General features: G+C 60.5%; 21 protein-coding genes. 2 read left to right on the top strand and 19 right to left on the bottom strand.

Annotation, left to right across the window (positions count from 1 at the left end):
• Positions 1 to 22: 22 nt before the first annotated feature.
• Positions 23 to 1,450 (bottom strand): mechanosensitive ion channel domain-containing protein, encoded by a 1,428-nt coding sequence (locus AC0ZWN_RS08735; RefSeq protein ID WP_476334720.1) that lies wholly within the window; start codon positions 1,448 to 1,450, stop codon positions 23 to 25.
• Positions 1,451 to 1,558: 108 nt separating this feature from the next.
• Complete coding sequence (locus tag AC0ZWN_RS08740) at positions 1,559 to 2,581, bottom strand: alpha/beta hydrolase (RefSeq protein ID WP_476334721.1); 1,023 nt, start codon at positions 2,579 to 2,581, stop codon at positions 1,559 to 1,561.
• A gap of 161 nt (positions 2,582 to 2,742) precedes the next feature.
• On the opposite strand from AC0ZWN_RS08740, the gene AC0ZWN_RS08745 reads away from it, so the two are divergent.
• Positions 2,743 to 3,642 carry a LysR family transcriptional regulator gene (locus AC0ZWN_RS08745; RefSeq protein ID WP_093439300.1) on the top strand — a complete coding sequence of 300 codons (900 nt, stop codon included), beginning with the start codon at positions 2,743 to 2,745 and terminating at the stop codon, positions 3,640 to 3,642.
• A 143-nt stretch (positions 3,643 to 3,785) separates the two neighbouring features.
• Here the strand turns inward: AC0ZWN_RS08745 and AC0ZWN_RS08750 are convergent, their stop codons facing one another.
• Positions 3,786 to 4,133, bottom strand: a complete 348-nt coding sequence (locus AC0ZWN_RS08750) for a hypothetical protein (RefSeq protein ID WP_476334722.1) — start codon at positions 4,131 to 4,133, stop codon at positions 3,786 to 3,788.
• A gap of 175 nt (positions 4,134 to 4,308) precedes the next feature.
• Here AC0ZWN_RS08750 and AC0ZWN_RS08755 point away from each other — a divergent pair, with 175 nt between their 5' ends.
• Positions 4,309 to 5,106: a class I SAM-dependent methyltransferase gene (locus AC0ZWN_RS08755; RefSeq protein ID WP_476334723.1), complete on the top strand. Its 798-nt coding sequence runs from the start codon at positions 4,309 to 4,311 to the stop codon at positions 5,104 to 5,106.
• Between the two features lie 151 nt (positions 5,107 to 5,257).
• On the opposite strand, the gene AC0ZWN_RS08760 is transcribed toward AC0ZWN_RS08755, so the two are convergent.
• The 16 genes from AC0ZWN_RS08760 to AC0ZWN_RS08835 form a co-directional block, all read right to left on the bottom strand.
• Positions 5,258 to 5,950, bottom strand: a complete 693-nt coding sequence (locus AC0ZWN_RS08760) for a GNAT family N-acetyltransferase (protein ID WP_095124757.1) — start codon at positions 5,948 to 5,950, stop codon at positions 5,258 to 5,260.
• On the bottom strand, positions 5,947 to 7,137 hold the full coding sequence (locus AC0ZWN_RS08765; protein WP_476334724.1) for a GNAT family N-acetyltransferase: 1,191 nt from the start codon (positions 7,135 to 7,137) through the stop codon (positions 5,947 to 5,949). The genes AC0ZWN_RS08760 and AC0ZWN_RS08765 overlap by 4 nt, the downstream gene beginning before the upstream one ends.
• A gap of 4 nt (positions 7,138 to 7,141) precedes the next feature.
• Positions 7,142 to 7,831 carry an N-acetyltransferase family protein gene (locus AC0ZWN_RS08770; protein WP_476334725.1) on the bottom strand — a complete coding sequence of 230 codons (690 nt, stop codon included), beginning with the start codon at positions 7,829 to 7,831 and terminating at the stop codon, positions 7,142 to 7,144.
• 68 nt (positions 7,832 to 7,899) lie between these two features.
• Positions 7,900 to 9,819: a hypothetical protein gene (locus AC0ZWN_RS08775; protein ID WP_476334726.1), complete on the bottom strand. Its 1,920-nt coding sequence runs from the start codon at positions 9,817 to 9,819 to the stop codon at positions 7,900 to 7,902.
• Positions 9,816 to 11,123 carry a lipopolysaccharide biosynthesis protein gene (locus tag AC0ZWN_RS08780; RefSeq protein WP_460063982.1) on the bottom strand — a complete coding sequence of 436 codons (1,308 nt, stop codon included), beginning with the start codon at positions 11,121 to 11,123 and terminating at the stop codon, positions 9,816 to 9,818. The genes AC0ZWN_RS08775 and AC0ZWN_RS08780 overlap by 4 nt, the downstream gene beginning before the upstream one ends.
• Complete coding sequence (locus tag AC0ZWN_RS08785; protein WP_414915462.1) at positions 11,120 to 12,121, bottom strand: polysaccharide deacetylase family protein; 1,002 nt, start codon at positions 12,119 to 12,121, stop codon at positions 11,120 to 11,122. The genes AC0ZWN_RS08780 and AC0ZWN_RS08785 overlap by 4 nt, the downstream gene beginning before the upstream one ends.
• Before the next feature lie 13 nt (positions 12,122 to 12,134).
• Positions 12,135 to 13,271, bottom strand: coding sequence for a glycosyltransferase (locus tag AC0ZWN_RS08790; RefSeq protein ID WP_476334727.1), 1,137 nt, complete (start codon positions 13,269 to 13,271; stop codon positions 12,135 to 12,137).
• Positions 13,264 to 14,232 (bottom strand): glycosyltransferase, encoded by a 969-nt coding sequence (locus tag AC0ZWN_RS08795; protein ID WP_476334728.1) that lies wholly within the window; start codon positions 14,230 to 14,232, stop codon positions 13,264 to 13,266. The genes AC0ZWN_RS08790 and AC0ZWN_RS08795 overlap by 8 nt, the downstream gene beginning before the upstream one ends.
• A complete protein-coding gene (locus AC0ZWN_RS08800) occupies positions 14,229 to 15,596 on the bottom strand; it encodes an O-antigen ligase family protein (RefSeq protein WP_476334729.1) in 1,368 nt (455 codons plus the stop codon). Before AC0ZWN_RS08800 ends, AC0ZWN_RS08795 begins: the two co-directional genes overlap by 4 nt.
• A complete protein-coding gene (locus AC0ZWN_RS08805; RefSeq protein WP_476334767.1) occupies positions 15,593 to 16,696 on the bottom strand; it encodes a glycosyltransferase family 4 protein in 1,104 nt (367 codons plus the stop codon). Before AC0ZWN_RS08805 ends, AC0ZWN_RS08800 begins: the two co-directional genes overlap by 4 nt.
• Positions 16,681 to 18,270: a GumC family protein gene (locus AC0ZWN_RS08810; RefSeq protein ID WP_476334730.1), complete on the bottom strand. Its 1,590-nt coding sequence runs from the start codon at positions 18,268 to 18,270 to the stop codon at positions 16,681 to 16,683. The genes AC0ZWN_RS08805 and AC0ZWN_RS08810 overlap by 16 nt, the downstream gene beginning before the upstream one ends.
• A gap of 16 nt (positions 18,271 to 18,286) precedes the next feature.
• Positions 18,287 to 19,309 (bottom strand): polysaccharide biosynthesis/export family protein, encoded by a 1,023-nt coding sequence (locus AC0ZWN_RS08815; RefSeq protein WP_038369600.1) that lies wholly within the window; start codon positions 19,307 to 19,309, stop codon positions 18,287 to 18,289.
• A gap of 21 nt (positions 19,310 to 19,330) precedes the next feature.
• The gene (locus AC0ZWN_RS08820) at positions 19,331 to 19,978 is read right to left on the bottom strand and encodes a CpsD/CapB family tyrosine-protein kinase (RefSeq protein ID WP_038369597.1); all 648 of its coding nucleotides are present in this window, start codon (positions 19,976 to 19,978) and stop codon (positions 19,331 to 19,333) included.
• Complete coding sequence (locus tag AC0ZWN_RS08825; protein ID WP_095124748.1) at positions 19,978 to 20,724, bottom strand: sugar transferase; 747 nt, start codon at positions 20,722 to 20,724, stop codon at positions 19,978 to 19,980. The genes AC0ZWN_RS08820 and AC0ZWN_RS08825 overlap by 1 nt, the downstream gene beginning before the upstream one ends.
• Before the next feature lie 18 nt (positions 20,725 to 20,742).
• Positions 20,743 to 21,780, bottom strand: coding sequence for an NAD-dependent epimerase (locus AC0ZWN_RS08830; protein ID WP_476334731.1), 1,038 nt, complete (start codon positions 21,778 to 21,780; stop codon positions 20,743 to 20,745).
• Complete coding sequence (locus AC0ZWN_RS08835; protein ID WP_476334732.1) at positions 21,777 to 23,129, bottom strand: UDP-glucose dehydrogenase family protein; 1,353 nt, start codon at positions 23,127 to 23,129, stop codon at positions 21,777 to 21,779. Before AC0ZWN_RS08835 ends, AC0ZWN_RS08830 begins: the two co-directional genes overlap by 4 nt.
• Between the last annotated feature and the right edge of the window lie 381 nt (positions 23,130 to 23,510).

Raw genomic sequence — 23,510 nt, forward strand, 5'->3', positions numbered from 1 at the left:
GTAGGCTTTTGATCTTGCCGCTTCAACGCTTCTGCAACCAACCCAAAAACCCACCTTTCCTCACCGCCACCGGTTCGCCCATCAACGCGAGGCGACTGTTCTGCTGACGCACCGCCTGCAACTTGTTCAACGCCTGACCCACCTCCGTGCGGTGCTCCATGCACTGACGGGTGAGGCTCTTGTCGAGTCGATAAATGATGCTCGACGTCAACGCCGTGAACGTCGCCTGCGACGGCGTATCCGCCAGAATGCTCTGTTCACCCATGACCTCACTCGGCCCCATCCGCCCGGCCTCGACCTGGCTGTCGCCGTCCGGCACCGTCGCACTGACCACCCCGGTGGCAATCACGAACAGACTGTCCGGAACCTCGTCCAGATCCAGCACCACCTGGCCCGCCGTGTACTGCTGGGCAACCATCGATTCCGCCAGACGATCGCGCTCATCACTGCTCAGCGAGCGGAAGATTTTCACTTCATCGAGCAACGCACGGGCGCGGGTCGAGGGTTCGATCACGCCATCCGGATGCCGCGAAATCCCTGCCGCTTCCAGATGCCGGTGGGCGAGGTCGAACAGTTGATTGCGTACTTCGCTTTTCTTGCCGAGCTCGGCGATGAACCCGCTGGCGACGTACTCCGACATGGTTTCGCCGGCCTCTTTCAGCACGGCTTTCGGCGCTGGCGTCAGCAACAGCGAACTGCTGCCCTGCAAAGTGCGATCAAGCGCATCGAGTACCCGGCGCGGGCGGATGTGATTCGGCACCTGAATGCTGATCGACACGCCGTGCATGTTGTTCGGGCGACTGAGGTTGACGATCTTCGCCTTGGCCGCGACCGAGTTCGGCACCACCGCCATGGTCCCGGCGCTGGTCAGCAAGTGCGTGGCGCGCCAGTCGATGTCGAAGACTTTGCCTTCGACGCCATCGATCACCACGAAATCATCCACCTGATACGGCTTGGTGGTGTTGAGCACGATCCCGGAAAACACATCGGCCAAGGTGCTTTGCAGCGCCAGACCGACAACGATGGCCACCACGCCCGAGGTTGCCAGCAGTCCTTTTACCGGCAATTCCAACACGTAACCGGCTGCGGCGACGGTGGCGACCAGAAACACCAGGGCGCCGATCACGTCCTGCAGCAAACGACCGCTGTGGCCGATGCGGCGCATCAGCGCCAGGCCGATCACCTCGGTCAGCACCCGCGCAGCGTACAGCCACCAGAGAATTCCCAGTGCCGTCGCACCCAGTTGCGCCACGCGGTCATCGGTGAATTGTGGTGCTTGCAACGGACTGACGCCGGCGTTGATCACCAGCGCCGTGAACGCTAGGAACAACACCAGCCGTACACCGACTCTCGGGGCGCGATGGGTGAAGGGCGAGAAGTGCCAGAGCACCGCGTCGAGCAGCAGCAGGGCAGCGCTCCAGGACAGCAGGTGAGTGTAGAAAAAGGTCATGGCCGGTGCTCCGCAGTGTCTGCCAATAAAAAGATCGCAGCCTGCGGCAGCGCCTACAGAAGAACGTATTCCAATGTAGGCGCTGCCGCAGGCTGCGATCTTTTGCTGTTAAGGATTCAGATGAGTTTTCAGTTCAGCCGCCGCCTGACGCACCGCCGCTTTCACTTCCGGAATCTGACTCAGCGGATTGAGCAAACCAAAGTCATGAATCATCCCGTTGTAGCGCACCGAGGTCACCGCTACACCCGCCGCATCCAGGTGCCGCGCATAGCCTTCGCCTTCGTCACGCAGCACATCGAACTCGGCAGTCTGCACCAGTGCCGCAGGCAAGCCCTTGAGCTGTTCGGCGCTGGCATTCAGCGGCGAGGCATGGATCTGCGTACGCTCGGCCGGGTTGGTGGTGTAGTTGTCCCAGAACCACTGCATCATGCCTTTGGTGAGGAAGTGGCCCTCGGCAAATTGCTGGTACGAACCGTCGTCGAACTGTGCGTTGGTCACCGGCCACATCAGCAACTGGAAGCGCAGCGCCGGGGCTTTCTGCTCCTTGGCCATCAACGCCACGACTGCCGCCATGTTGCCGCCGACGCTGTTGCCGGCCACGGCCAGGCGCTTGCCGTCGACACCGATGTCCTTGCCGTGCTCAGCCACCCATTTCGTTGCGGCGTAGGCCTGATTGATCGCAGTCGGGTACTGCGCTTCCGGCGACGGCGTGTAGTCGACGTACACCGCGACCGCACCGGACCCCACCAACAAGTCACGAATCAAGCGTTGGTGAGTCGGGAAATCGCCGAGCACCCAGCCGCCACCGTGGAAGAACATGAACACCGGCAACTCGCCTTTGACCTTGGCCGGACGCACCACTTTCAGGTTGAGGGTCTGGCCATCGACCTTGATCGCCTTGTCGCTGACTTCAATACCCGACAGATCGACCTTCACCGAAGCCTGCGCGCCGGTCAGCACCGCACGGGCGTCTTTCGGGCTCAGTTGCTCTAGCGGTTTGCCACCACCGGCGGCGAGGGCGTTGAGGAAGGCTTGGGTGTTGTGTTCGACACCGCTGGTTTCGGCGGCGAAAGCGTTGCCGATGGACAGGGCGAGGAGGGAAGCGGTGAGGGTTTTCTTGACGATGTTCATGGTGGAAATCCTTTTGAATGTTTTTGATTTTTTATGCCTGGGTTGCGGGCTGCTGTGGCGCTGGGCTTCAGGCCTCAGCAACACCGTGAGCACAGATTAATGGGCTGCTCAAAAGTGAAAAAGCGGCTATAAAGCGTTTAACTGTCTACCAGAGAGTGACAATGAACCCGTTCGAAGACATGCGTATTTTTTGCCAGGTCATGGACTCCGGCAGCTTCACCTCGGCGGCCGATCAGTTAGGCCTGTCCAAGCAGTTCGTCAGCCGTCGCTTGATGCAGTTGGAAGAGCGTCTCGGCGTGCGGTTGTTGAACCGCTCGACTCGGCGTCTGGACGTGACGCCGCTGGGGCAGAGTTATTACGAATCGGCGTTGCGCCTGTTGGGTGAAGTCGAACAAGTGGAGCAGGGCATCGCCGGGCAAACCGCCGAACCACGCGGGACGATTCGTCTGAGTGCGCCGCTGTCGTTTGCCGTGGCACATCTGGGCTGTCTGCTGCCGCTGTTCTTGCAGCGCTATCGTGAGGTTACGGTAGAGGTCGATCTGAGTGATCGGCCGGTGGATTTGCTCGGTGAGGGCTACGATCTGGCGCTGCGCATTGGTGTGCTCGAAGACTCGACGCTGATTGCCCGGCGCATCGCGTCGATCGAGCGCGTGTACTGCGCCAGTCCGGCGTACCTCGCCGAGCGCGGCACGCCGCTCAAGCCGGAAGACCTGCACAGCCATGACTGCCTGCCTTATGGCCATGGGCGTTCGGTGCAATGGCGCTTCAATGCCGGGCAGGGCAAACCGTTGTTGGTCAATGTCACCGGGCGCATGCGCGTTAACAACGGCGAGTTGCTCAGGGATGCGGCGGTGCAGGGGATGGGCATTACCTATTTGCCGACGTTCATTGTCGGCGCGGCGTTGAAGGATGGCCGGTTGGTGCCGGTGCTGGATGACTTGCGCCCCGAGCCGCTGACGTTATCGGCGGTGTATCCGCAGCATCGTCAGGCCTCAAGGCCGGTGCAGGCGCTGGTCGAATTCCTGCGCGAACGCCTGAACGAGAGCCACGTCGCCCTCTGAGCCTTACAGCAGATTTTCAAACCCTGCAAAACCCCTGTGGGAGCGAGCTTGCTCGCGAAAGCGGTGTGTCAGTTAAAACAATATTGGCTGACCCCCAGCCTTCGCGAGCAGGCTCACTCCTACAAGGGATCGGAGGTGCCGGATCAATGCTGCTGCCGACTCAAACACTCCAGCACACAACCAGGATCCAGCACCTCGTCATTCACATAAATCCCGCGCTCGGCATCGTAGGTGCGGATAAACACCCGCACCGTCGCATCCGCCACGGTCGGCAACTGCGAATCGTAGAATTCATGGTCACCCGGGATCACCACAAAATCCTGCGGCGCCGTATCGTCGTAAGGCTTGGGCGGCGTGGAACTCAGTGAATACGGGGCAGGGTGGGCGAAGGGCTGGTTGGGCCCGTAATAATTGAAATTGCTGTCCAGCGCTTGCGCCTGTGTGGCAGCAAGCAGACAGCCAGTCAACAACAACCGATCGAGCATATGCATGGCGGCACCTGCGAGTGCGGTTTTCCCCAAGGCTATTAACTATAGCTGCCCACGCCCCCAACGCTCGATCCACATCGGATCCCAAGGAATTGGCTTACAAGTTTGCAACAACCGCAATTGCCGGGCTGATCTAGACTCGGATCCGCTCAATCACGAGCATCGTCCGGAGTGCGCCATGGAAGTGCCCAACAATAAAACCGCCATCGAGAGCAATCGACAGGCGTGGAACGATTCCGCCCGCCATCACCAGGATTCGCCTGACTGGCAGGCCTTGCTCGGCGAAGTTGCGCAGGCGGATTTTTCTTGCCTTGATGAGACATTGAGCGGGTTGCTGGAGGTCGACGGCAAAGATGTGATTCAGCTTGGCTGTAACAACGGCCGCGAGAGTCTGTCGCTGTTTGCCCTCGGTGCGCGCAGCGTGGTCGGTGTCGATCAGTCGACGGCGTTTCTCGAGCAGGCGCGTGAGCTGAACATGCGTTCACCGCATAATGCCGAGTTCATCGAAAGCGATATCCATCATCTGCCGGCGTCGTTGCAGAACCGCTTCGATGTGGCGCTGATCACCATTGGTGTTTTGAACTGGATGCCGGACATCGGTGAGTTTTTCCGCCATGTCGCTTCAACGCTGAAACCGGGCGGGAAACTGGTGATCTACGAAACCCATCCGTTCCTGGAAATGGTCGACCCGGATGCGGAAGATCCCTACCGCCTCGCCAGCTCGTACTTCCGCGCCGAACCGTTTGTGCAGGAAGAACCGATTGTCTATGTCGGCAAGGTTGAGCAGCAGGCGGCGAAGTCGTATTGGTTTGTGCATACGCTGGGGGCGATTTTCAGCGGTGCCATCGGAGCAGGGCTGAATATTGCGCACTTCAAGGAATACCCGCATTCGAATCGGGAAGAGGTGTATGACCAGTATCTGAATCGAGAGGCGCAGATGCCGATGTGCTTTACCCTGGTTGCCACCAAGGTCTGAAATCTTTCATTGCCTTCACTGGCCCCTTCGTCGGAACGCCGCCCGGAGCAAGCTCGCTCCCACATTGGATCTGCGCCGAGCAAAATCCAATGTGGGAGCGAGCTTGCTCGCGAAGGCGGCCTCATGACCGCCACAACCTTTCAGATGTGAATCAAGCCTGCGCCGCCGCCGTCACTACCGGTCTTTCCGGCTTGCGCAGCGCCTCCAGTCTTGAATCGCTGTAGTTCGATTCGCGGAAGAAACGCCAGTGCCCGAACAGGTCGTAAACATGCGTGATATGCCCTTGTTCCTGATAGCCCAGGCGAATATGCATCTTCAGGGCCTGTACATTGGCGTTGTCGCAGATATCCACGACTTTTTTAAAGCCTCGGGCAGACATGACTTGCCATAGTGCGGTCTGTGCATCGACGGTCAAGCTACTGCCGAAATACTGCCGGGTAATTTCGGCACCGAACTGAAAGTATTCACCGGGCTTGACCGGGAACGTGCAGCGGTAGAAGTGGCGGTCGTAATAGTCGCGAGTGCTGGCCCAGACAAACCCGACGGTGTGACCGTCCTGGTCCAGGTGCATATGCCCCGTATGCCCTTCAGCGGCCAACTCGGCCATGGTCTCCACGCGGTCACCAAAGTACTTGCTGAATGCCTTGGCGTTGTCTTCGGTGATGTCGACTCTGCGCAAACCTTCACAGGGGCGCAGTTTGTTCGGGGCAATCGGCGTGACCAGGTCGCGCTCCATCCACAGCAATTCACGGTGAGCGAAGACGTAACGTTTCCACAGCGCACCAAGGGTGCGGCGCAGGCCTTTTTGTTTGATGCGCAGAAGCAGATTTTCGATGACGCTCATGATGCCCTCCGAGGCGCTAGCCCAGGTGTGTTGGATGGTGTTGCCGGTTGAGTTTCGGATGTGTTCGCCGCCGTTGAGTTGCCGGCACGCTGGGCGCGCCATTTTTGCAGGGTCGGTTTGACGCGGTGCCAAAGGCGTAGCCCCAGGCCCAGCAGCAAACCGCTCGGGCGCCACGAGTAGAAACTCCAGCGCCAGTGTTCCAGTTGCCCGGTCATGCGTTCGTGCAGTTGATGGCTGGAGTTTTCCAGGCTGACCCGCGACGCATCGATCCAGCGCCATTGCTCATCCAGCCCCCAGCGAATCCATTCCTCCAGCAACACCCGGCCGCTACCGAGGTCGGCGTATTGCGGCAAAAACGCCAGGTTGTAATCGTAGAGGCGGCCCTGTTCGAGCAGGCCGAGGCGATAGCTGATGCAGCGGCCGTTCAGCTCCAGCGTCACGACCCGCACCAGGCCTTGAGCGGCGAGGGCGGTGAAAGCGCTTTGCATCCACTGACGACTGCGTTCGGTGGCGAAAATCCCGACGCCCTCGTCACCTTTCCAACTGACCGACTCGACTTCCTGCAACGCTTCTAAAATCCTAGGCATCGACAGCGCATCGGGGGTGATTCGCCGCACTTGCGCACCGCATGCGGCAATCCGTTTGCGCGCCCGACGCAGCTTGTAGCGCGGGTCACCGGAGACCTCCTGATGATCGGCGTCGCTGATCAGATGCACCGGCACCCGGCAACTCAGGCGTCGTTCAGCCGTGGAACTGCGCGCCATCCATTCGGTGAGCGCACTTTCTTCACCGGCAGGTTCCGACAGTTCGTTGAGTTGCAGCAGCGCATGAGGCAAATGCTTACGGATCAGCACCAGTGCCTTGTGCATGTCTTCGCTGCCGAGCAACGACAGCAAGGCCAGGCGATCGGCCATTGGATAACCCAAGTGATGCAAAACGCGAAACGGTACGCCAGCGAAGCGTTCGCGGCTGGCCACCAGTGGCAGGCACAGCAGCAATTGCTCGGCTTCCCAGCCGAGCAGAATGTGCAGGCGCTGATCCTCGCCCATGGCCTGCTCTGCCGCGCACAACCAGCCGAGGTTGTTGAACGGCGTGTGGTCGGCCACGCGCAGGCGAAGTGCTTCGTAGGCCGTCGCCGGGAAGTCGGCAGCGCACAGGGACGTGCGCCATTCGAATCGCATCACCATGGGTTCAGGCCGCCGTTGCTGTGACAGGTGGACGGGAAGTTTTACCCAGCGCCGCCAGACGCGAGCCGCTGTAGCGGGTTTCGCGATAGAAGCGCCAGCGGCCGAACAGCGTGTAGATGTTCATGATCCGCTGTTGTTCGGTATAGCCCATGCGCAGGTGTAGCTTGAGCGCCGGGATGTTGCTCGAGTCGCAGACATCGACCACTTTGCGGCAGCCTTGGGCGGCCATGGCTTCCCACAGGCGCACTTGCACATCGACTGACAATTCGCTGCCCCAGTAGGCACGGGTCATTTCGCCACCGAACTCGAAGAACTCGCCGGGTTTTACCGGGAACCGGCAACCGTAGTAATGCCGATCGAAATAGTCGCGCGGTGAGCCCCAGATAAACGCCACGGCATCGCCTTGCTCGTCGACATGCATATGCCCGGTGTGACCTTCACTGGCCAGCTCGGCCATCACGCCGACACGGTCGCCGAAGTAGCGGGTGAAGGCGCTGGCGTTGTTTGCGGTGATCTCCATTACGCGTAGCGGCGGGTAGGGTTTGAGGTTGTGCGGCGGCACGGGGCTGACCAGATCGCGCTCCATCCACAGCAGTTCCTGATGGGCAAAAATGTACATTCTGCGGATCTTGTCCAAGGTCGCTCGCAGGCCTTTACGACGGATATGTCCGCTGAGTTTTTGCAAAACTTCCATGGTCTCTTCTCCTGATGAGAGTCCCACGCACAGCAAGAAGCTCGCGGGGCAGTACATCGAAGGGCGGTTCATGAAGCGCTCCAGTTCAGGGCAAACAGGGTTTGCCCCGGCAATTCGAAACGCACACGCCCGTTTTCGCAGGCGAACGGTATGTCGCGGCTGCGGTTGTCAGCGCCGAAGAAACGCAAGGCGCTTTGATTCAGCGGGCACTTGGCACCGCTCAGATCAACCCGTTGCAGGCGTGTGCCTTTGTTCACCCCGAGCAGTGCGCGCTGCTCGTCGCCGGCCATCGCCAGAACATCCACCTCAAAAGCGTCGTTATCCAGTTGCAGCACTTGCGGCAGCCAATGCCGGGCGATGAATTGCTGGGCAAGGCCCACCGGTTTCAATTCAAAACGACCGTTGTCCTGCACCCGCACCATGCCCTTGCCGTAGGGCGGTTCGTCGGCGGCCTGAAACCAGTTGAGCATGCTCAGCAGGCCGTCCTGAGAAGCGTTGATGACCACCGAGGCCCACCACAGCGCGGTGTAATGGGTTTCCTGATCGTAGGGGCTCAGGGCTGAGCCACTGGACAGATTGGTCTGATCCAGCAGCAACGCTTTGCGTGGCTGACCTTTAGCGTCCAGCCCCACCACCTCTGCTGCGCGACGCACGCTGTCGCGGTAGACCCGGGTCGCCAGCAAGTCGCGAACCATCCATTCATGCCAGGCCAATGCATCGACTTGATCGGCGGATTCACTGAGTAGACGCCGCGCCCAATCGATGCCGCGCTTGTCCGCTGCGTTGCGGGTGAACGGCCCGTTGATAAAACGTGAGCTGGCGGGCATGGCGATGCGCACGCCGGCCTTGGCATTCGCCGGATCGCTGCGCACCTGGCGGGCCATGCTGACAAAAATCGCTCGATAATCTTCGTAGCTCGAATAGTTCAGGTTCGGTTCGTCGGCGAAGCCGATGTAATGTGTGCCTTGACCACCCAGCGCACGAGTGCCGGCGAGCCAGGCCTCAAGGCCGTTGTTGCTCTGCACGTCGGCACGCAGATCGGCCCGACGCCCGGTGCCAGCGAGCAGGGTGATGTCCTGGCGGATGCCGAAGCGAGTCTGATAGAGCTGACGAACCGGGTCTTCGAAACGGGCATTTTTCGCAGTAACGTCAACATAGCTGTAATAACTCGCTGCACTCGGTTTCAAGGCATCCAGTGCGGCATAACTGGCTGCGGGCGGCATGAGATTGGGCAGGGCAATGCCTAGATCCGGGGTGCGACCGAGAACCTTATCGTGCAGGGTCAGGCGTACTTGGCCCGGCTCTTCACGCAAGGGTTGGAGCTGCTGCGGATTTTGCGCAAACAGATTGGCTGTGCCATCGAGCCAGAATGCCGCTTTGCCGCTGCCCTGCAGGCGCAAGCGCCAGACCTGGGGCTGGTCGCTGACCGGCAAGGCCACTTGATCGAATTGCCAATAGGCGCGGTAAGGTTTGAGGGCCAACGACAGTTGTTGGCCATCGTCCATACGCTGGGCTTGCAGCGCGTTGACCCCGCCATGATATTTGCCGTTCAGCACCGCGTGTTCCCCCGGTGCTACTTTGAAAAACAGCTCATCGCCATTGCCGGTCTCGACACTGAAATGCACCTTGGCCGGACTGAACAGCGCCACTGTTTTATCGTCATGCTCGACGCGATAACTGCGGAAGCTGTAGCCGGGAATTTCCAGGCGATAACTGGCAGCCCCGGGCAGCAACGGCCAGCTCTGCGAACCGCGAGTTTCGCTGGCTTTGATCAGCCGTTCGCCTTGCAGCTTGCCCTGACCGTCGAGCAGATAAATATGCTCTTCATTGGCCTCGGCCTGCCACGCCGGAACCCAGCGCACGGTGACCGAGTCCGGTCGATCGGTTTGCAGGTACAAACTGCCGTCTCGCAGGTCACCCCACTGCATCGGCGCCGCGAAACCGTTCAGCGTCAGGCCGAGTCCGAACAGCAGGGCCAGGCGTTTCATGCGGTCTTCCGACGTTGCAGCATCAACCACATCGGGGTGATGTCGCTGGGCAGGATGATCAAGGTTTGCCAGAACGGCACGTTGCTCAAGCGGCAATAAAGCACCAGCATCGCCACCGTCACCGCCAGATAAGCGATTGATGAAGCCGCCGCTGCACCGACAATGCCGAAGGCAGGAATCAACAGCAGATTCAGCGCCAGATTGAACAGAGCGCCGATGCCCATCAGCAACGACACCGTGCCGGGGCGATCCTTGCCAATCAGATCCAGGCGCAGAATGCTTGCATAGCACAGGCCCAGCAGACCGGGCAGCAACGCGAGCAGCGCCGGATACGCCGGTTGATACGCCGCGCCGAACAGCGTGACGATCAACCATTCGCCGATCACTGCCATGGTCAGGCAGGCGCCGAGCATCACCGTGGCGGTCAGGCGCAGCGCCAGCGGCGTGACCTTGTCCATGCCTTTGTCCTGTTGCAGCAGTCGCTTCATCAGCGGTGTGGTGACCGCCTCCGGAACGATCAGCAACAATTCGGCGGCGGCGCTGGCCATGGCGTAGTGGCCGAGCGCGGTACTGCCCAGCAGGGCGCCGATAAACAAGTAGTCGGAGCGCAGAATGATCTGTTGAAAGAGCAGGTCCGGATGGCTGCGCGCACTGAATCGCAGCAGCTCGTTCTGGCTCGCACGGTCCCATTGCAGTTGCAGCGGTTGTGCGCGTTTGAGCCACATCCAGCCGACCAGCACCACCAGGCTGATGCCGGCCAGCCAACTGATCAGCGCGGCTTCGAGTGCTGCCTCCTTCCACATCCAGAACAGCGCAACAAACAACAGCAGCGGTGCCAGGGATTCGATCAGCCGCAGAACATTGAATGCAACCACGCCGCCCGATGCGTTGTGCAAGGTCAGCAAACCGCTTTTAAGTACGGTCAACGGCACCGCCAGCAGCAACAGCCACGCCAGCAGACCGAGCTGCATCGTCACATCGAGTTCGCTGCCGAACTCACGGGCCAGCGCGACCACCAGCAAGGTCAGCAGCCCGGCCAGAAGACAGCCGAACACCAACACCTGAGTGAGCAACAAGCCCATCGGCCGCTGATTGGCCGCTTGATAACCGACTGCCGAATTCAAGCCGCCACTGGTGGCCGCGCTGATCAGATCCGGCAGGGTGCTGAGCAGGGCGAACAAACCGCGTTCACTCGGGCCGAGAATCCGCGCCAGCAACACATTGCGCAGCAGGCGCAAGGCAATCATTGCCAGTTTGGTGCCCATGCTCAGCGCCAGATGCTTGAGGTAGCTACTGCGACTCATGGCCGTGCCCCGCGATAAATGCGCCACGACAACAACGCCGGATTGCACGCGATGCGCTGACTGACGCCGAAGCGCGGCAGGTTCAGCGGGTCGCCTTCGCCGCGATAAATGCCGGTGCCGGTGCCGAGGGCGAACGGATAATCGTGATTGGCGATCTGCTCGCGCACGCGTTCATCGTTGTCGCCGTTGGGGTAGCAATACACCGGCAGTGGGCGGTTGCAGCTGTTGTACAAGGCATCGCGGCTGCGGCTGATTTCTTCGTTCAGGCGCTGATCATCAAGGCCGGTGAGGATGGCGTGGCTGGCACCGTGCGGGCCAAAGCGCACCAGACCGGAAGCCTCCAGCGCGCGCACTTGATGCCAGTCCAGCGCTTGCGGCTGTGATTCGGCTGGGCACTCATCGGTGAGTTTTTCCAGTTCCTGCGGGTCAAGCGTCTTCAACCCTTGGAGGAAATGCAGCAGCGCCAGGCTGCGGCGGTCGACATCGATGTCATCGAGCAGTACCGGCAATGGGTGATGCATGAACTGCAGGCACTCGATCAAGTGCATCCGCGCTTTTTCACCGTGGCTGCCCCACAGGGTTTCGCCAAGGCTTTCCCACCAGAAACGCTGACGGCTGCCGATGAAATCGGTGGAGAGGAAAATGCTCGCCGGTACCTGATGTTTTTGCAGCAGCGGGAAGGCGTTGACGGCGTTGTCGCGCCAGCCGTCATCAAAGGTCAGCGCCACCCGTGGGCGCTCGCTGCGCAGCGAATTGGGCTGGAGGATTTCCATCAGCGGCACGCAATCGAAATGCCGACGCAGCCACAGCAGTAAATGCTCGAAGGCCTTGGGCCCGACGCACAGTTCATTGCGGTGCGGCAGGTTGGCGGCACGGTCGTTGGCCAGCACCCGATGCAGCATCAGAATGACCCCGGCACCGTGCAACTGGTTGCGCCCCACTGACGAGTTGAGATAGAGCCAGCCACTGGTGCGTTTTAGCAGTTGTTTGATCGCCATGGCATGAGTCCTCTCAACGATTCTGGTCAGGATTCCACTGTGCGTAGCGTTGCCCGCGCAGGAACTGCCACAGACCGACGCTCATGCCGGCCAGCGTCACCAGCAGGAATGCTGCGAGGCGGAACGGTTTGGGTAAACGGTGTTGCGAATCCAGCAGGCCGGCGATGGCAACCGCGTAGCCGAGCAATTGCGCAATCAGGCTCAGGCGATAGAAACCGTGCTCGTTCCACAGCCAGAAATTGCTCAGCAGCAGCGGCAGCAAGAGAATCGGCGCGAGACGGCGGATCAGTTTGTGGCTGATCAAGGCAATGGAATAAAGGCCGTACTTGAACGGGTTCAGCAGTGCGCTGCGTTGCGCCAGGCTTTGCAGGCCACCAACCGTGACCCGCTGGCGGCGGCGCCATTGCTTGCCCGCTTCATCAACGCCCTGGTCGATCACTTGCGCCTGGGGTACGTAAACGATGCGTTTGTGCGCCACCGGCGCGCAGGTACTGATGAAGAAGTCGTCGTTGACCTCGGCCGGTACGTTCTGGAACAGCTCGCGGCGCAAGGCGAGCAGGGCGCCGTCGGCGGAGACCATGCAGCCGGTGCGATTCTCGACCCGGCGCAACCAGCCTTCGTAATGCCGATAGAGGCTGTCACCAATACTCAGGCCACCACCGGTGACCGGGATCACCATGTGCCCGGCGCAGGCACCGACCTGCGGATCGCTCAACGGCGCGAGCAAATGGCCGAGGGTGTCGCGCGACCATTGGTTGTCGGCGTCGGTGAACACCAGAATGTCGCCGCTGCTCACAGCGACGCCGGCATTCAGTGTGGCGGCTTTGCCCTGGCGCGGCAGGTCGAGGACGGTGATGCGCGGATCGATCACTTTGTGCGCGCAGGCCACGGTGTCATCCGTCGAGCCGTCGCTGGCGAGAATGATCTGCAGCGTGGCGGGCTGATAATCCTGGGCCAGCAGCGTGCGCAACTTGTGCTCGATGTGACGCGCCTCGTTGTGCGCGGCGATGACGATGCTGACGTTCAGCGGCGGTGCCGGCGCGTGCCGCCAGGCCGGGAACAGCGGCGCCAGCAAGGTCAGCAGCAGCGGATAGCCGATGTAGGCGTACGCCGGCAGCAGCAGGCACAGGCAAAAAATGAATTCAGCCACGGGCGGGCCTCCTGGCGTTCCAATGACACAGACTGAGAATAAGTGCCGCGCTGGGCAGGTGCAGGCGTAACCAGTGCAGACCCCACAGCTGCAAGGTGAGGCGAGCATTGTGGTGCTTGATACTCTGCCGCACGCTGAGCATCAGACTCGGCAGCAGGGTCAGCACCAGCAGGATCACCGCGAGCTGCGCGAGGCCGGCGAGCAAGGCAACGATCAGTAGAAAATCCGTCATCCAGACCAGCAACGACAGCAGCGGAAAACGCAGCAGGCGCAGGCTCATGCCATGGGTGCGCAGCAACTGCAGGTGGCTGCCTTGGCGCCACAGCTCCTTGCCCATCCACTCGCGCCAGTTCATTTCGTAGCCCCAATGCAGGGCGATGCTATTACTGGTCGACAGCAGCCGAGCGCCCTGTGTGCTCAGACGCAAGGTGTATTCCTTGTCTTCGCCGGTGCGCAGGGTCTCGTTGAATCCGCCGACGACGTCAAACCAGCGTTTGCGCATCAACAGATTGGCGCTGGGCAGCCAGTCCACGGTGCGACTGGCGTGCGCTGATGGACGCAACATGCGCCGTTGCCAGGCGGTCGCGTACCACGGCGCGGCGGCGGGGGTGTGCAGATCCAAACCAAAAATGTCGCCCTGACTCTGGGCTTCGAGAGCGAACAATTCGTTCAGCCAGTCTTCGGGCATTTCGATATCGGCATCAATGAACGCCAGCCATTCACCGTTGGCAACCGTTGCGCCACGATTGCGCAAGGCGCCGATCAGCAGGCCGGGCAGCACCAGCACCTGTGCGCCGAATGCGCGGGCGATCTGTGGCCCGTCATCAGTGGAACCGTTGTCGACGACGATCAGCTCACAGTCGATGTCAGCGGCGTTCGCGGCTTTGCGTGCGGCCAGGAGGGTGCGGCCGATGTGCCGTGCCTCGTTGTACATCGGAATGACGATGCTGATCCGGTTCATGCCCTGGCCTCCGTCAGCGGTGCTTGCTCGGCTTTCAGGCGCAGCACCCAGGTCAGTGCAAGCATGATCCACAGGTATTTGAGGTTCGGCGCGCTGAGAAACATCAGAAACAACGTCAACGACAGGAAACTCATTCCAAGATGGGTCATCAGGTCCGCTTGCTGCCATTCACGCCGTTGCAGCCATTCGCGTCGTGCGCGGATCAGGTTGTAGAAACCCTGCACGAGCATGCCGACAAACAGCAGGCCGGCGGGAATCCCCAATTCGCTGAAAATCTCCAGATAAGTGTTATGTGCCCGGCGATACAGGTCGCCGATCTTGCGGTTGGCCGAGAATGCCTTGGCATAACCGGTGGTCGCATAGTGCAGCGGGAAGGTCCCGGGGCCCGAGCCGAGCAGCGGATGCTCGCGGATGATCTGGCTGCCGACGACAATGTACGAGGCGCGACGGCCGAGGGATTCATCCTGAGCCTTGGCCCCGGCGCTCAAGATACTCAGCGACTGGATGCGCGCCAGATAACCGGCAGGCATCGCATAAATCGCCAATGGCAGCACGATGGCGGCGCCGAGCATGGCGAATCCGAAATGCCGCGGACGGATACGGTTGAGGTGCTGGCGGTAATGCCAGACCCCGATCGCCAGACTCAAGGCCAGTACCACCAGGCCTGAGCGCGACTCCGTTTTGGTCATGCCGCCGAGCAGCAAAAGGCAGCAGCCCGCCCAGAACAAGCGGTGTAGCAGGTTCGGGCCGCGAATCACCAGCAGTAGGCCCAGCGGCACGGCGAAGGCGATGAGCAGAGCAAAGGCATTCGGGTCATCGAGCAGGCCGGCGGCGCGGCCCTTGTCCTGGAATCGGCTGGAAAACATCGCCATCGCGCAGGTGGCGCTGACGCTGAGCGTGACCAGCCGGGCGAACAGATCGAGGTTCAGCTCGCGGCCGATCAACAAGGTGATCACGAACAGAATCAGGCCCACGCTCAGTTCACGCAGATGACTCTGTGACATGCCCATGTTGTCGGTGGCGAGCAGGCTCAGCAGGTACAGCGCCATGAAACCGATCAGGTAGCGCCACAGATTGCTGCGCAGGCGCTGCGATGGAATCTGGTGCAATACCAGTTGCAACGCCAGGATCAGCGCCAGCGAAGCACCGAGGAATTTGCTCCCGGAAAACGCGCTGTCCTTGAAGAATCCTTCAAACGGCACCAGCGCGGCAATGCCCAGCAGGCCCCACGACGGTTTGCGGTACAGCACCGTGAAACCCAGCAGCCCCAGCACTGCCCCCGGCGCCAGATACGGATAAGGACTGACCAGCAAAGCCATGCAGACCAGTGCCAGCAGGCTGACGATCGAGAGCGGGAAAATCATGCGCGTGCCTCCCGTGCCGTGTGGATGTACAGCTGCGACCAGCGTTCAGCCAAAGCCTTGAGGTCGTAGCGCTCCTGTTGTGTGCGTCTGGCGTTGTCGCGTAGTTGTGCGGCCAGCTTCGGTTCGGCCAGCAACGTGTCGAGCTGACGGGTGAGGGCGGCGGTATCGGTCGGTGCGGCGAGCAGGCCGTTGTGGCGGTCCTGCAAGACATCGGGAATGCCACCGACCGCGAACGCCACCACCGGCACACCGGCCTGCATCGCTTCAAGCAGAATCATCGGTGTACCCTCGGTGCGCGAGCTGATCACCAGCGCATCGAGTTGCTGCCACCAGCCTTGCATTGCCGTCTGATAGCCCGGCAAGCGAATCCGCTGTGGTAAACCGGCAGCGTCGATACGCGCCTGCAGAACCTCACATTCCGGACCGTCACCGAGCATCACGGCGTCCAGTTGCGGATGCTGGTGACACAACGCAATCAGCGCATCAAGAAACAGATCCGGGCCTTTCTCGCTGCTCAACCGACCGACGTAACCGACCAGCCAGCGTTGTCGTTCCAGCGCTGGCGGCAGTGCTGGCGCCGCTGGCAAACCGTTGGCAATCACCTGCAACTTCTCGGCACGAACGCCAGCCCGACGGTGCAGCACAGCGATGCTTTGCGCGACGCAGACCACCCGCTTCACCGAGGCCGTGCGGCACAGTTGCAGGCTTAGCCAGGTGTAGAACTTCTGCTTGCGACTGCGCGGGGTGAAACCGTGCTGAGTGATCACCAGTGGCAGGCGCAACAGCGTTGCGCCGACCCAACCGAACAGTAGACCTTTGAAGTTGTGCGTGTTGAGCAACGGCTTGTCGCCACGGCGCTGACGCAAGTGCCGCAGTAGTGAGCCGAGCCCGGCACAGCCGCGAGCGTCCACCCCGGCCTGGCGAAAGCGCTCGATCAGCTCTGGTGGCGCGTCGAGGAACAGCACCTGATGCTGTCCCGGCGTCGCCAGGCAATGATCGAGCAACATCCGCTCGGCTCCGTAGAAGCCGCCGCTGCTGAGCAAATGAATGATCGGCAGGGCGACGCACGGGATGGACGCCGCGTTCAATTGCGCACCCAGTGAACCAGGCTCGGCACGGTCCAGTTCTTGTGCGGATTGCCCGGCTGCGATGTTTCTTCGTTGAGCACCAACAGCACCGGCAGGCCCAGTTCATGGCTGATTTGCGCCGGATGCTTGAAGCGGTGATCAAAGAACTCACGTACATAGACGAAGGCAATGGCCAGCAGCAGTCCGGTGAGCAGGCCAAACGGAATGATTAGCATCGGCTTGGGAAACGCCGCCTCGGTCGGTTCATACGGCGGGCTCAAGACACGGGCGTTGGACAAGTCGTTATCCAGCGCGCGCGTCGTGCTGCTTTCGGCAAAGCGTTGCGCATAGGTTGAAAACGCTGCGTGCAATGCGCCGATCTCGGTGTCCATCTGGCGCAGCTTGCTTTGGGTCTGCTGCAATTGATGGATGCGATTCTTGAACTCGGCAATGCGCGCGGTTTTCTGCTCGATGACCTGGCTGACCACCGACAGGTCGATCGTGCGTTCCTGGATGCGGTTGTTGACCACTTTGAGGAACTGCTGGCGTGTCCGGGCAATTTGCTCGCGGGCCAGCAACATCGGTTCGCTGCTGGGCTGAAATATAGCCAGGTCGTTCATATAGCGGCTGACCTGAGTGGTCAGCGCCTCGCCCATCTGCCGGATCTCGCGATCCTCGAACGCGATGTTGTCCACCGTCGTCGTGAAGGTGAACGGAAAGGTGTAGTCGTTGAGTTTGTTGGTGTTGGCGGTGGCCAGGCTGGTTTTCAGATAATCGAGCCAGCGCTGGCTTTGCAGCAAGCGATCGCGATACAGGTTGAGTGCCTGCTCTTCGGTGTTGATCGCGTTGAGGCGAAAGGTGATTTCCTCTTTCGGATCGGACGAACCGACGCTTTCCAGCAGGCTCAGCCGCTCGCCTTCCAGACCGTCGAGGCGGACCTGATACTGAAGCTTCTTGGTCTCGTAGAACGAGTGCGGCAGCTCGATCGATTGCAACGCCTGACGATCGACCAGATAGTTTCGCAACAGCGTGGCAACGAACGTCGTGCCCTGGCCAGGATCAGGGAAGCTGTAGACGATCGAGATGACATTGGAACCCGGCAGGGTTTCGATCTTCAGATTGTCGATGGCCTCCTGGGTCAAGCCATCCAGTGCCGTGTCGCGCACCGGATCGGTTTCCATGCCCAGTGCATCACGCAGCGGATTGATCACATATTCGCGCAGCGGCGTGCTGACGTAACGCTTGAACGGTTCGGCCAGCTTGCTGAGCATCCCCGGCGGCGGGTTGTACTGACCCTGGTCGCGCAGTTCGCTGATGGTCTGACGAATCAGCGCCGGCGAACGGAGGATATTGCTTTCGGTCTCCATGTCCGCCAGCGATGGCGGAATGAAGGTGGCGTTGTCCTGGGTCAGCGAGGTGGTCGCATCGCCCTGGGAGAGTTTTTTCGACTGCACGATCACCTGCGCGGTGATATCGAAGCTCTGTTTGAGCAACAGCGGCAGCAACAGCGCGATCACTGCAAAGATCAGGAAGATGCGCTTCACCAGTTGCTTGTTGGCGAAGAAAATCCTGAAGAACTCGTGCAGGTAATTTTCTTTTGGGTTCATGTCGTTCACCTGAGAGTCAGTTGTCACTGCCTTTGTTGTCGACGCGGTAGCCGAAGCTGAACCCCACGCCCTGGAACAGCACCACATCGGCCAGTTGACGGGCGAGTTCGCCGGCGCTGGCCAGTTTGGTTTTCGGTACGTAGAGCATGTCGTCCGGTTGCAGGTAGGCGATCTGTGGCGCATCGCCCGACAGTGCTTTCTCGACGTCGTAATTCATGGCCTGCACCTGATTGCCGTTGCGCCGCATGATCACCACCGAATCGAGACGCGCCTTGACATTGGTACCGCGCGCCAGGGTCAGCGCCTCAAGCACCGACACCGGCCGGCGGATCGGGTACGAGCCCGGTTGAGCGACTTCGCCGAGCACGTAGATCTCGTTGCCGGCGGTGGATTTGAGCAGCACATCCACAGTCATCCGTCCCGGCAATTGCGCGTATTTGCTGTTGAGGAAGGTTTCCAGTTGATTGACAGTCATGCCTTGCAGCGGCACGGCGCCGATTTCCGGAAAACTCGCATAGCCATCGGTGCCGACAGTGATTTCGCGGCTCATGCCGGTGGCCGGGTGGTTCAGCGCGCTTTTGAGGTTTTGCTCGTTGCTCAGCGGGCTCAGAATCTGCACCGAGAGCTGATTGCGGTTGGGCTGGAACAGCTGTTTGCGTTGATAGGCGCGCTGGATTTCCTGCCGAGCCTCGTCGCTGGTCAGCCCGGCGATTTTCACCGAGGTGTTGGCGCCCGGCAGTTCGATTGTGCCGTCGGGCAGCACCAGTTGCGTGCCGTTGAGCTGACTGGCAGCGGTGAAGTTCAGGCCGATCTGGTCACCCGACTGCACGCGGTAAGCGTCCGAGCCGCTGGTACTGATGTGGAAAATCACATCCAGCACGTCTTTCGGGCGCAGGGTCTGCTCGACCCTCGGCATGTCGGTGGCTTGCGCATTGGCCGGTGTGGCGGTGAGGATATTCACCGGCATGTTGCGGGTGTCGGAATTGCTGGAGCAGCCTGCAAGCGGCAGCAACAGCAGGACAAGCATTTTGGCGTTCATGGCGTCATCCTTTGCGTTCGCTTACAGGTTTTTGTAAAGCCATTTGGGCATGTAGTACTTGCGCCGGTTGAACACGCTACCGACCACTTTTGCCCCGGCCTGAGTCAGGCGTTGCACGGCGGCCTGGGCGACTTCCCAGCGAGTGTCTTCGGCGCGTACGACAAGCACCACGCCATCGACCTGAGTGCTGATGACCAGCGTGTCGGCGTCGGAGTACACCGCGTCGCCATCGATCACCACAAAGCGGTACTGGCTGCCCAATTGATCAAGCAACGGGCTCAGACGCTCGGCGGTCAGGTGCTCCAGGGTGCGGATCGGCCGGCCGTTGGGCAGCACGTGGAACGGCAGGCTCGAGACCTGCACCACGCAGTCCTGCAACAGCGGTGGTTTGTCGGGGTTGAACAGCAAGTCGCGCAGGCCGCGCTCCTTGCTCAGGTTCAACTGCTGGGTGAGATTGCTCGCCGACTGGCTGGCGTCGACCAGCAGCACTTGGCCGCTGCTCATTTGCGCCAGTTGGCTGGCCAGTGCCAGCGCACTGGTGGTGGTGCCTGAGCCGGGGTTGGCGGCGGTCAGGAACAGGATCCGCAGATCGAGATCCAGCACGGTCGAGGTCAGGTTCGATTCGCTGGGGGTGGCGATGCTCAGGCTTTTGTTGGTTGAACCGTCCATTAGCTTGCTCCGTGGCCGCTGAATACTTTGAAGGGGGTTTTCAACAGAATCTTCAGATCAAGCAGAAGGCTCTGCTCGGCGATGTAGCTGAGGTCCAACTCAACGCGCTGGTCGAAGTCGATATTGCTGCGCCCGGAGATCTGCCACAGGCCGGTCATGCCCGGATAGATCGCCAGACGGGCGAGGTGATTGTCCTTGTAGCGGTAAGCGTTGAACGAGGTCGGGCGAGGGCCGACCAGGCGCATGTCACCGGTCACCACGTTGATCAGGTTCGGCAGTTCATCGAGGCTGGTGCGCCGCAGAAAACCGCCGATGCGGGTGATGCGCGGATCGTGGTCGATTTTGAAATCGATGGCGTCGGCACCGTGCTTGTTGAGGTGACGCAACGACTCTTTCAATTCTTCGGCGTTGGCGACCATGGTGCGGAATTTGTACATGCCGAATTTGCGACCGCGGTAGCCGGTGCGCTTTTGTACGAACATCACCGGGCCTTTGCTGGAGTATTTGATGGCCAGTGCCAGGCCCAGCAACAGTGGTGAAATCAGTACCAGAATGACTAGCGCACCGAGGCAGGCGACCACGCGATTGGTGCGTGACAGTTGCCATGGCCGACCGCCGTCGCGGCCCGTGAACCAGCCGCGACCCTGGCGATGAATCGCCGCGTCGAGACGCATTCGGTGCTCGGGATCCACGCGCTTGTCGCGGCGCATTTCTAGGATCGGTACACCTTTCTCATGTCCAGTCATGGAGTCCTCCACAGTAATTCAGCCGCGAGCGGCGCGTGGGCGATAGGCAGTGGGGTAGTAGTCGCGGAACCAGGCGATAAAGCGTCCGAGTCCCTCATCCAGCTCTATCCGGGGCTGAAATCCGGTGGCCTGGGCCAGATCGCTGGCGTTGGCGCAGGTGTTGAGAACGTCACCCGGTTGCAGTGGCAGCAGCTCGACAATGGCTTTCTGGCCAAGGTGTTTTTCCAGCAGCGCCAGGTAGGTTTTCAGCTCGACCGGGTGCTGTCCGCCGATGTTGAACAGGCGCCACGGCGCCATGCTGCTGGCCGGGTCGGGCTGCTCGCGATCCCACTGCGGATTGACCTGCGGTGGCTGCTCGATGAGGCGGGTGATGCTCTCGATGATGTCGTCGATGTAGGTGAAGTCGCGCTGGTGCTCGCCGTAGTTGAACAGCTTCAGCGGTGTGCCTTCGCTGATCGCCCGGGCGAACTGGATCGGTGACATGTCCGGCCGACCCCATGGCCCGTACACGGTGAAAAAGCGCAGGCCGGTGCAGGGAATGCCGAACAGGTGGCTGTAACTGTGCGCCATCAGCTCGTTGGCTTTCTTGGTTGCGGCGTACAGCGACAGCGGGTGATTGACGCCGTCTTTCACGGAGTAGGGCGTGTGCTGATTGGCGCCGTACACCGAGCTCGATGACGCGTAGATCAGGTGTTCGACCGGGTGATGCCGGCAGCTCTCGAGAATATTGAGGAAACCGTTGAGGTTGCTGTCCAGATACGCCTTGGGATTGTCCAGCGAGTAACGCACCCCGGCTTGCGCGGCGAGGTGAATCACCACTTGCGGACGTTCGCGGACAAACAGCGCTGCGATGGCCGAGGCATCGGCCAGGTCAACCGTAGCGAGCTGGAAATCGCCGGCCTGCTCACGCACCCACTGCACGCGGTCGTGCTTGAGTTGCGGGTCGTAGTAGGCGTTGAAATTGTCCAGACCGACCACTGAATGCCCGTCGCGCAGCAGCCGCAGCACGCAATGGGCACCAATGAAACCGGCCGCACCGGTGACCAGCACCTTCATGGCCGTAGTCCTTCAGGCGCAATGTGGCGCAGGCCGATGCCGCTGTAATGCAAACCGGCGGCGGCGACTTGTTCCGGGTTGTACAGGTTGCGGCCGTCGATGATCACCTTCGAACGGAGCTTTTCGGCGAGCAACTCGAAATCGACCACGCGGAAGTTTTTCCACTCGGTGCAGATCACCAGTGCGTCGGCGTCTTCCAGGGTGTCGTCGCGGGTGGCGCACAGGTGCAGATCGTTGCGGTAGCCGTAGAGGCGCCGGCATTCGGACATCGCTTCCGGATCATAGGCTTGCACGCTGGCGCCTTCGGCCCACAGCGCATCCATCAAGTAGCGGCTGGGCGCTTCGCGCATGTCATCGGTGTTGGGTTTGAATGCCAGGCCCCAGATCGCGATGGATTTGCCGGCAAGGCCTTGCGGGAATTGCGCTTTCAGTTTGCTGAAGAGTATGTGCCGCTGCAGGTCGTTGACGTCGGTTACGCTGCGCAGCAGTTTCAACGGCATGCCGTTGTGTTCGGCGGTGTGCAGCAGGGCGCGCAGGTCTTTGGGAAAGCACGAGCCACCGAAGCCGCAGCCCGGATAGATGAAGTGGTAACCGATGCGCGGGTCAGAACCGATGCCTTTGCGCACCGCTTCGATGTCGGCACCGAGCAGTTCGGTGAGGTTGGCCAGTTCGTTCATGAAACTGATGCGCGTGGCGAGCATGGCGTTGGCGGCGTACTTGGTCAGCTCGGCGCTGCGGTTGTCCATGAACATCAGTTTTTCGCGGTTGCGGCAGAACGGCGCGTACAGCTCGCTCATTTGCTCGCGGGCTACATCGTCACGGGTGCCGACGATGATCCGATCCGGGCGCATGCAGTCGGCGAGGGCGCTACCCTCCTTGAGGAATTCCGGATTGGACACCACCCGCACTTGCAGATCAGTCTTGCCGCGACGCAGCAATTCGCTGTTGGCGGTGGTCAGCACTTGATCCGCCGTGCCCACCGGCACCGTGGATTTGATGATCAGGGTGCGATCGGCCTCCATGTGCGAAGCGATTTGCCGGGCGACGTTGAGCACGTGGCTGAGGTCGGCAGAACCGTCCTCATCGGCCGGGGTGCCGACGGCGATGAAAATCAGCTCGGCATGCTCGACGGCGTCGCTTGCCTGGGTACTGAACAGCAGACGGCCGGCCTTGATGTTTTCTTCGAGCGTGCTGGATAAACCGGGCTCACTGATTGGCGGCACCGCTTGTTGCAGTTGTTTAATCTTGTTTGGGTCAATGTCCACGCATAAAACGCGATGACCGACGTCTGCAAGTGCGGCGGCTTGTATAAGTCCGACATAGCCAGTGCCAAATACGCTCACGTCCATCTGCGCACCTCAATAACACCAAAAGTTAACTACGGAATGAGATTGTTAAAGGGGTATAGCGCAGCGTTTGAAAAGCGTGTCAGCAAAATGACATGTTGCATCTGTATAACACTTGAGCATTTTTTGGCGATTGGCCATCAAGTCATTGCTGCGATTGAATTTGTTGCTTTTGTGCAGATTTGTTCAGATTTTAAATAAGCGATAAACGGTCTTAAGCCTTTAATTTAAAGGCTTGTAGCGTTTGAGCTGTGTCAGATTTGAGTCACCGTTTTTTTGACGCTTTCTACTGAAAACAGTCAATTCTTGCGCTTTGATGGCCGGGTGCTAGTGTCAGGTTCTGACTGACAAACCTTTGACTCCCTGCCGTTTTGCCCGATCGGT

The sequence above is a fragment of the Pseudomonas sp. 3B-A001-10F genome (assembly GCF_056313565.1).

What these genes read in the sequence shown, in the direction of transcription:
- AC0ZWN_RS08735 (WP_476334720.1), bottom strand. Translation starts at nt 1,450, where the DNA reads ATGACCTTTTTCTACACTCACCTGCTGTCCTGGAGCGCTGCCCTGCTG.
- AC0ZWN_RS08740 (WP_476334721.1), bottom strand. Translation starts at nt 2,581, where the DNA reads ATGAACATCGTCAAGAAAACCCTCACCGCTTCCCTCCTCGCCCTGTCC.
- AC0ZWN_RS08745 (WP_093439300.1), top strand. Translation starts at nt 2,743, where the DNA reads ATGAACCCGTTCGAAGACATGCGTATTTTTTGCCAGGTCATGGACTCC.
- AC0ZWN_RS08750 (WP_476334722.1), bottom strand. Translation starts at nt 4,133, where the DNA reads ATGCATATGCTCGATCGGTTGTTGTTGACTGGCTGTCTGCTTGCTGCC.
- AC0ZWN_RS08755 (WP_476334723.1), top strand. Translation starts at nt 4,309, where the DNA reads ATGGAAGTGCCCAACAATAAAACCGCCATCGAGAGCAATCGACAGGCG.
- AC0ZWN_RS08760 (WP_095124757.1), bottom strand. Translation starts at nt 5,950, where the DNA reads ATGAGCGTCATCGAAAATCTGCTTCTGCGCATCAAACAAAAAGGCCTG.
- AC0ZWN_RS08765 (WP_476334724.1), bottom strand. Translation starts at nt 7,137, where the DNA reads ATGGTGATGCGATTCGAATGGCGCACGTCCCTGTGCGCTGCCGACTTC.
- AC0ZWN_RS08770 (WP_476334725.1), bottom strand. Translation starts at nt 7,831, where the DNA reads ATGGAAGTTTTGCAAAAACTCAGCGGACATATCCGTCGTAAAGGCCTG.
- AC0ZWN_RS08775 (WP_476334726.1), bottom strand. Translation starts at nt 9,819, where the DNA reads ATGAAACGCCTGGCCCTGCTGTTCGGACTCGGCCTGACGCTGAACGGT.
- AC0ZWN_RS08780 (WP_460063982.1), bottom strand. Translation starts at nt 11,123, where the DNA reads ATGAGTCGCAGTAGCTACCTCAAGCATCTGGCGCTGAGCATGGGCACC.
- AC0ZWN_RS08785 (WP_414915462.1), bottom strand. Translation starts at nt 12,121, where the DNA reads ATGGCGATCAAACAACTGCTAAAACGCACCAGTGGCTGGCTCTATCTC.
- AC0ZWN_RS08795 (WP_476334728.1), bottom strand. Translation starts at nt 14,232, where the DNA reads ATGAACCGGATCAGCATCGTCATTCCGATGTACAACGAGGCACGGCAC.
- AC0ZWN_RS08800 (WP_476334729.1), bottom strand. Translation starts at nt 15,596, where the DNA reads ATGATTTTCCCGCTCTCGATCGTCAGCCTGCTGGCACTGGTCTGCATG.
- AC0ZWN_RS08810 (WP_476334730.1), bottom strand. Translation starts at nt 18,270, where the DNA reads ATGAACCCAAAAGAAAATTACCTGCACGAGTTCTTCAGGATTTTCTTC.
- AC0ZWN_RS08815 (WP_038369600.1), bottom strand. Translation starts at nt 19,309, where the DNA reads ATGAACGCCAAAATGCTTGTCCTGCTGTTGCTGCCGCTTGCAGGCTGC.
- AC0ZWN_RS08820 (WP_038369597.1), bottom strand. Translation starts at nt 19,978, where the DNA reads ATGGACGGTTCAACCAACAAAAGCCTGAGCATCGCCACCCCCAGCGAA.
- AC0ZWN_RS08825 (WP_095124748.1), bottom strand. Translation starts at nt 20,724, where the DNA reads ATGACTGGACATGAGAAAGGTGTACCGATCCTAGAAATGCGCCGCGAC.
- AC0ZWN_RS08830 (WP_476334731.1), bottom strand. Translation starts at nt 21,780, where the DNA reads ATGAAGGTGCTGGTCACCGGTGCGGCCGGTTTCATTGGTGCCCATTGC.
- AC0ZWN_RS08835 (WP_476334732.1), bottom strand. Translation starts at nt 23,129, where the DNA reads ATGGACGTGAGCGTATTTGGCACTGGCTATGTCGGACTTATACAAGCC.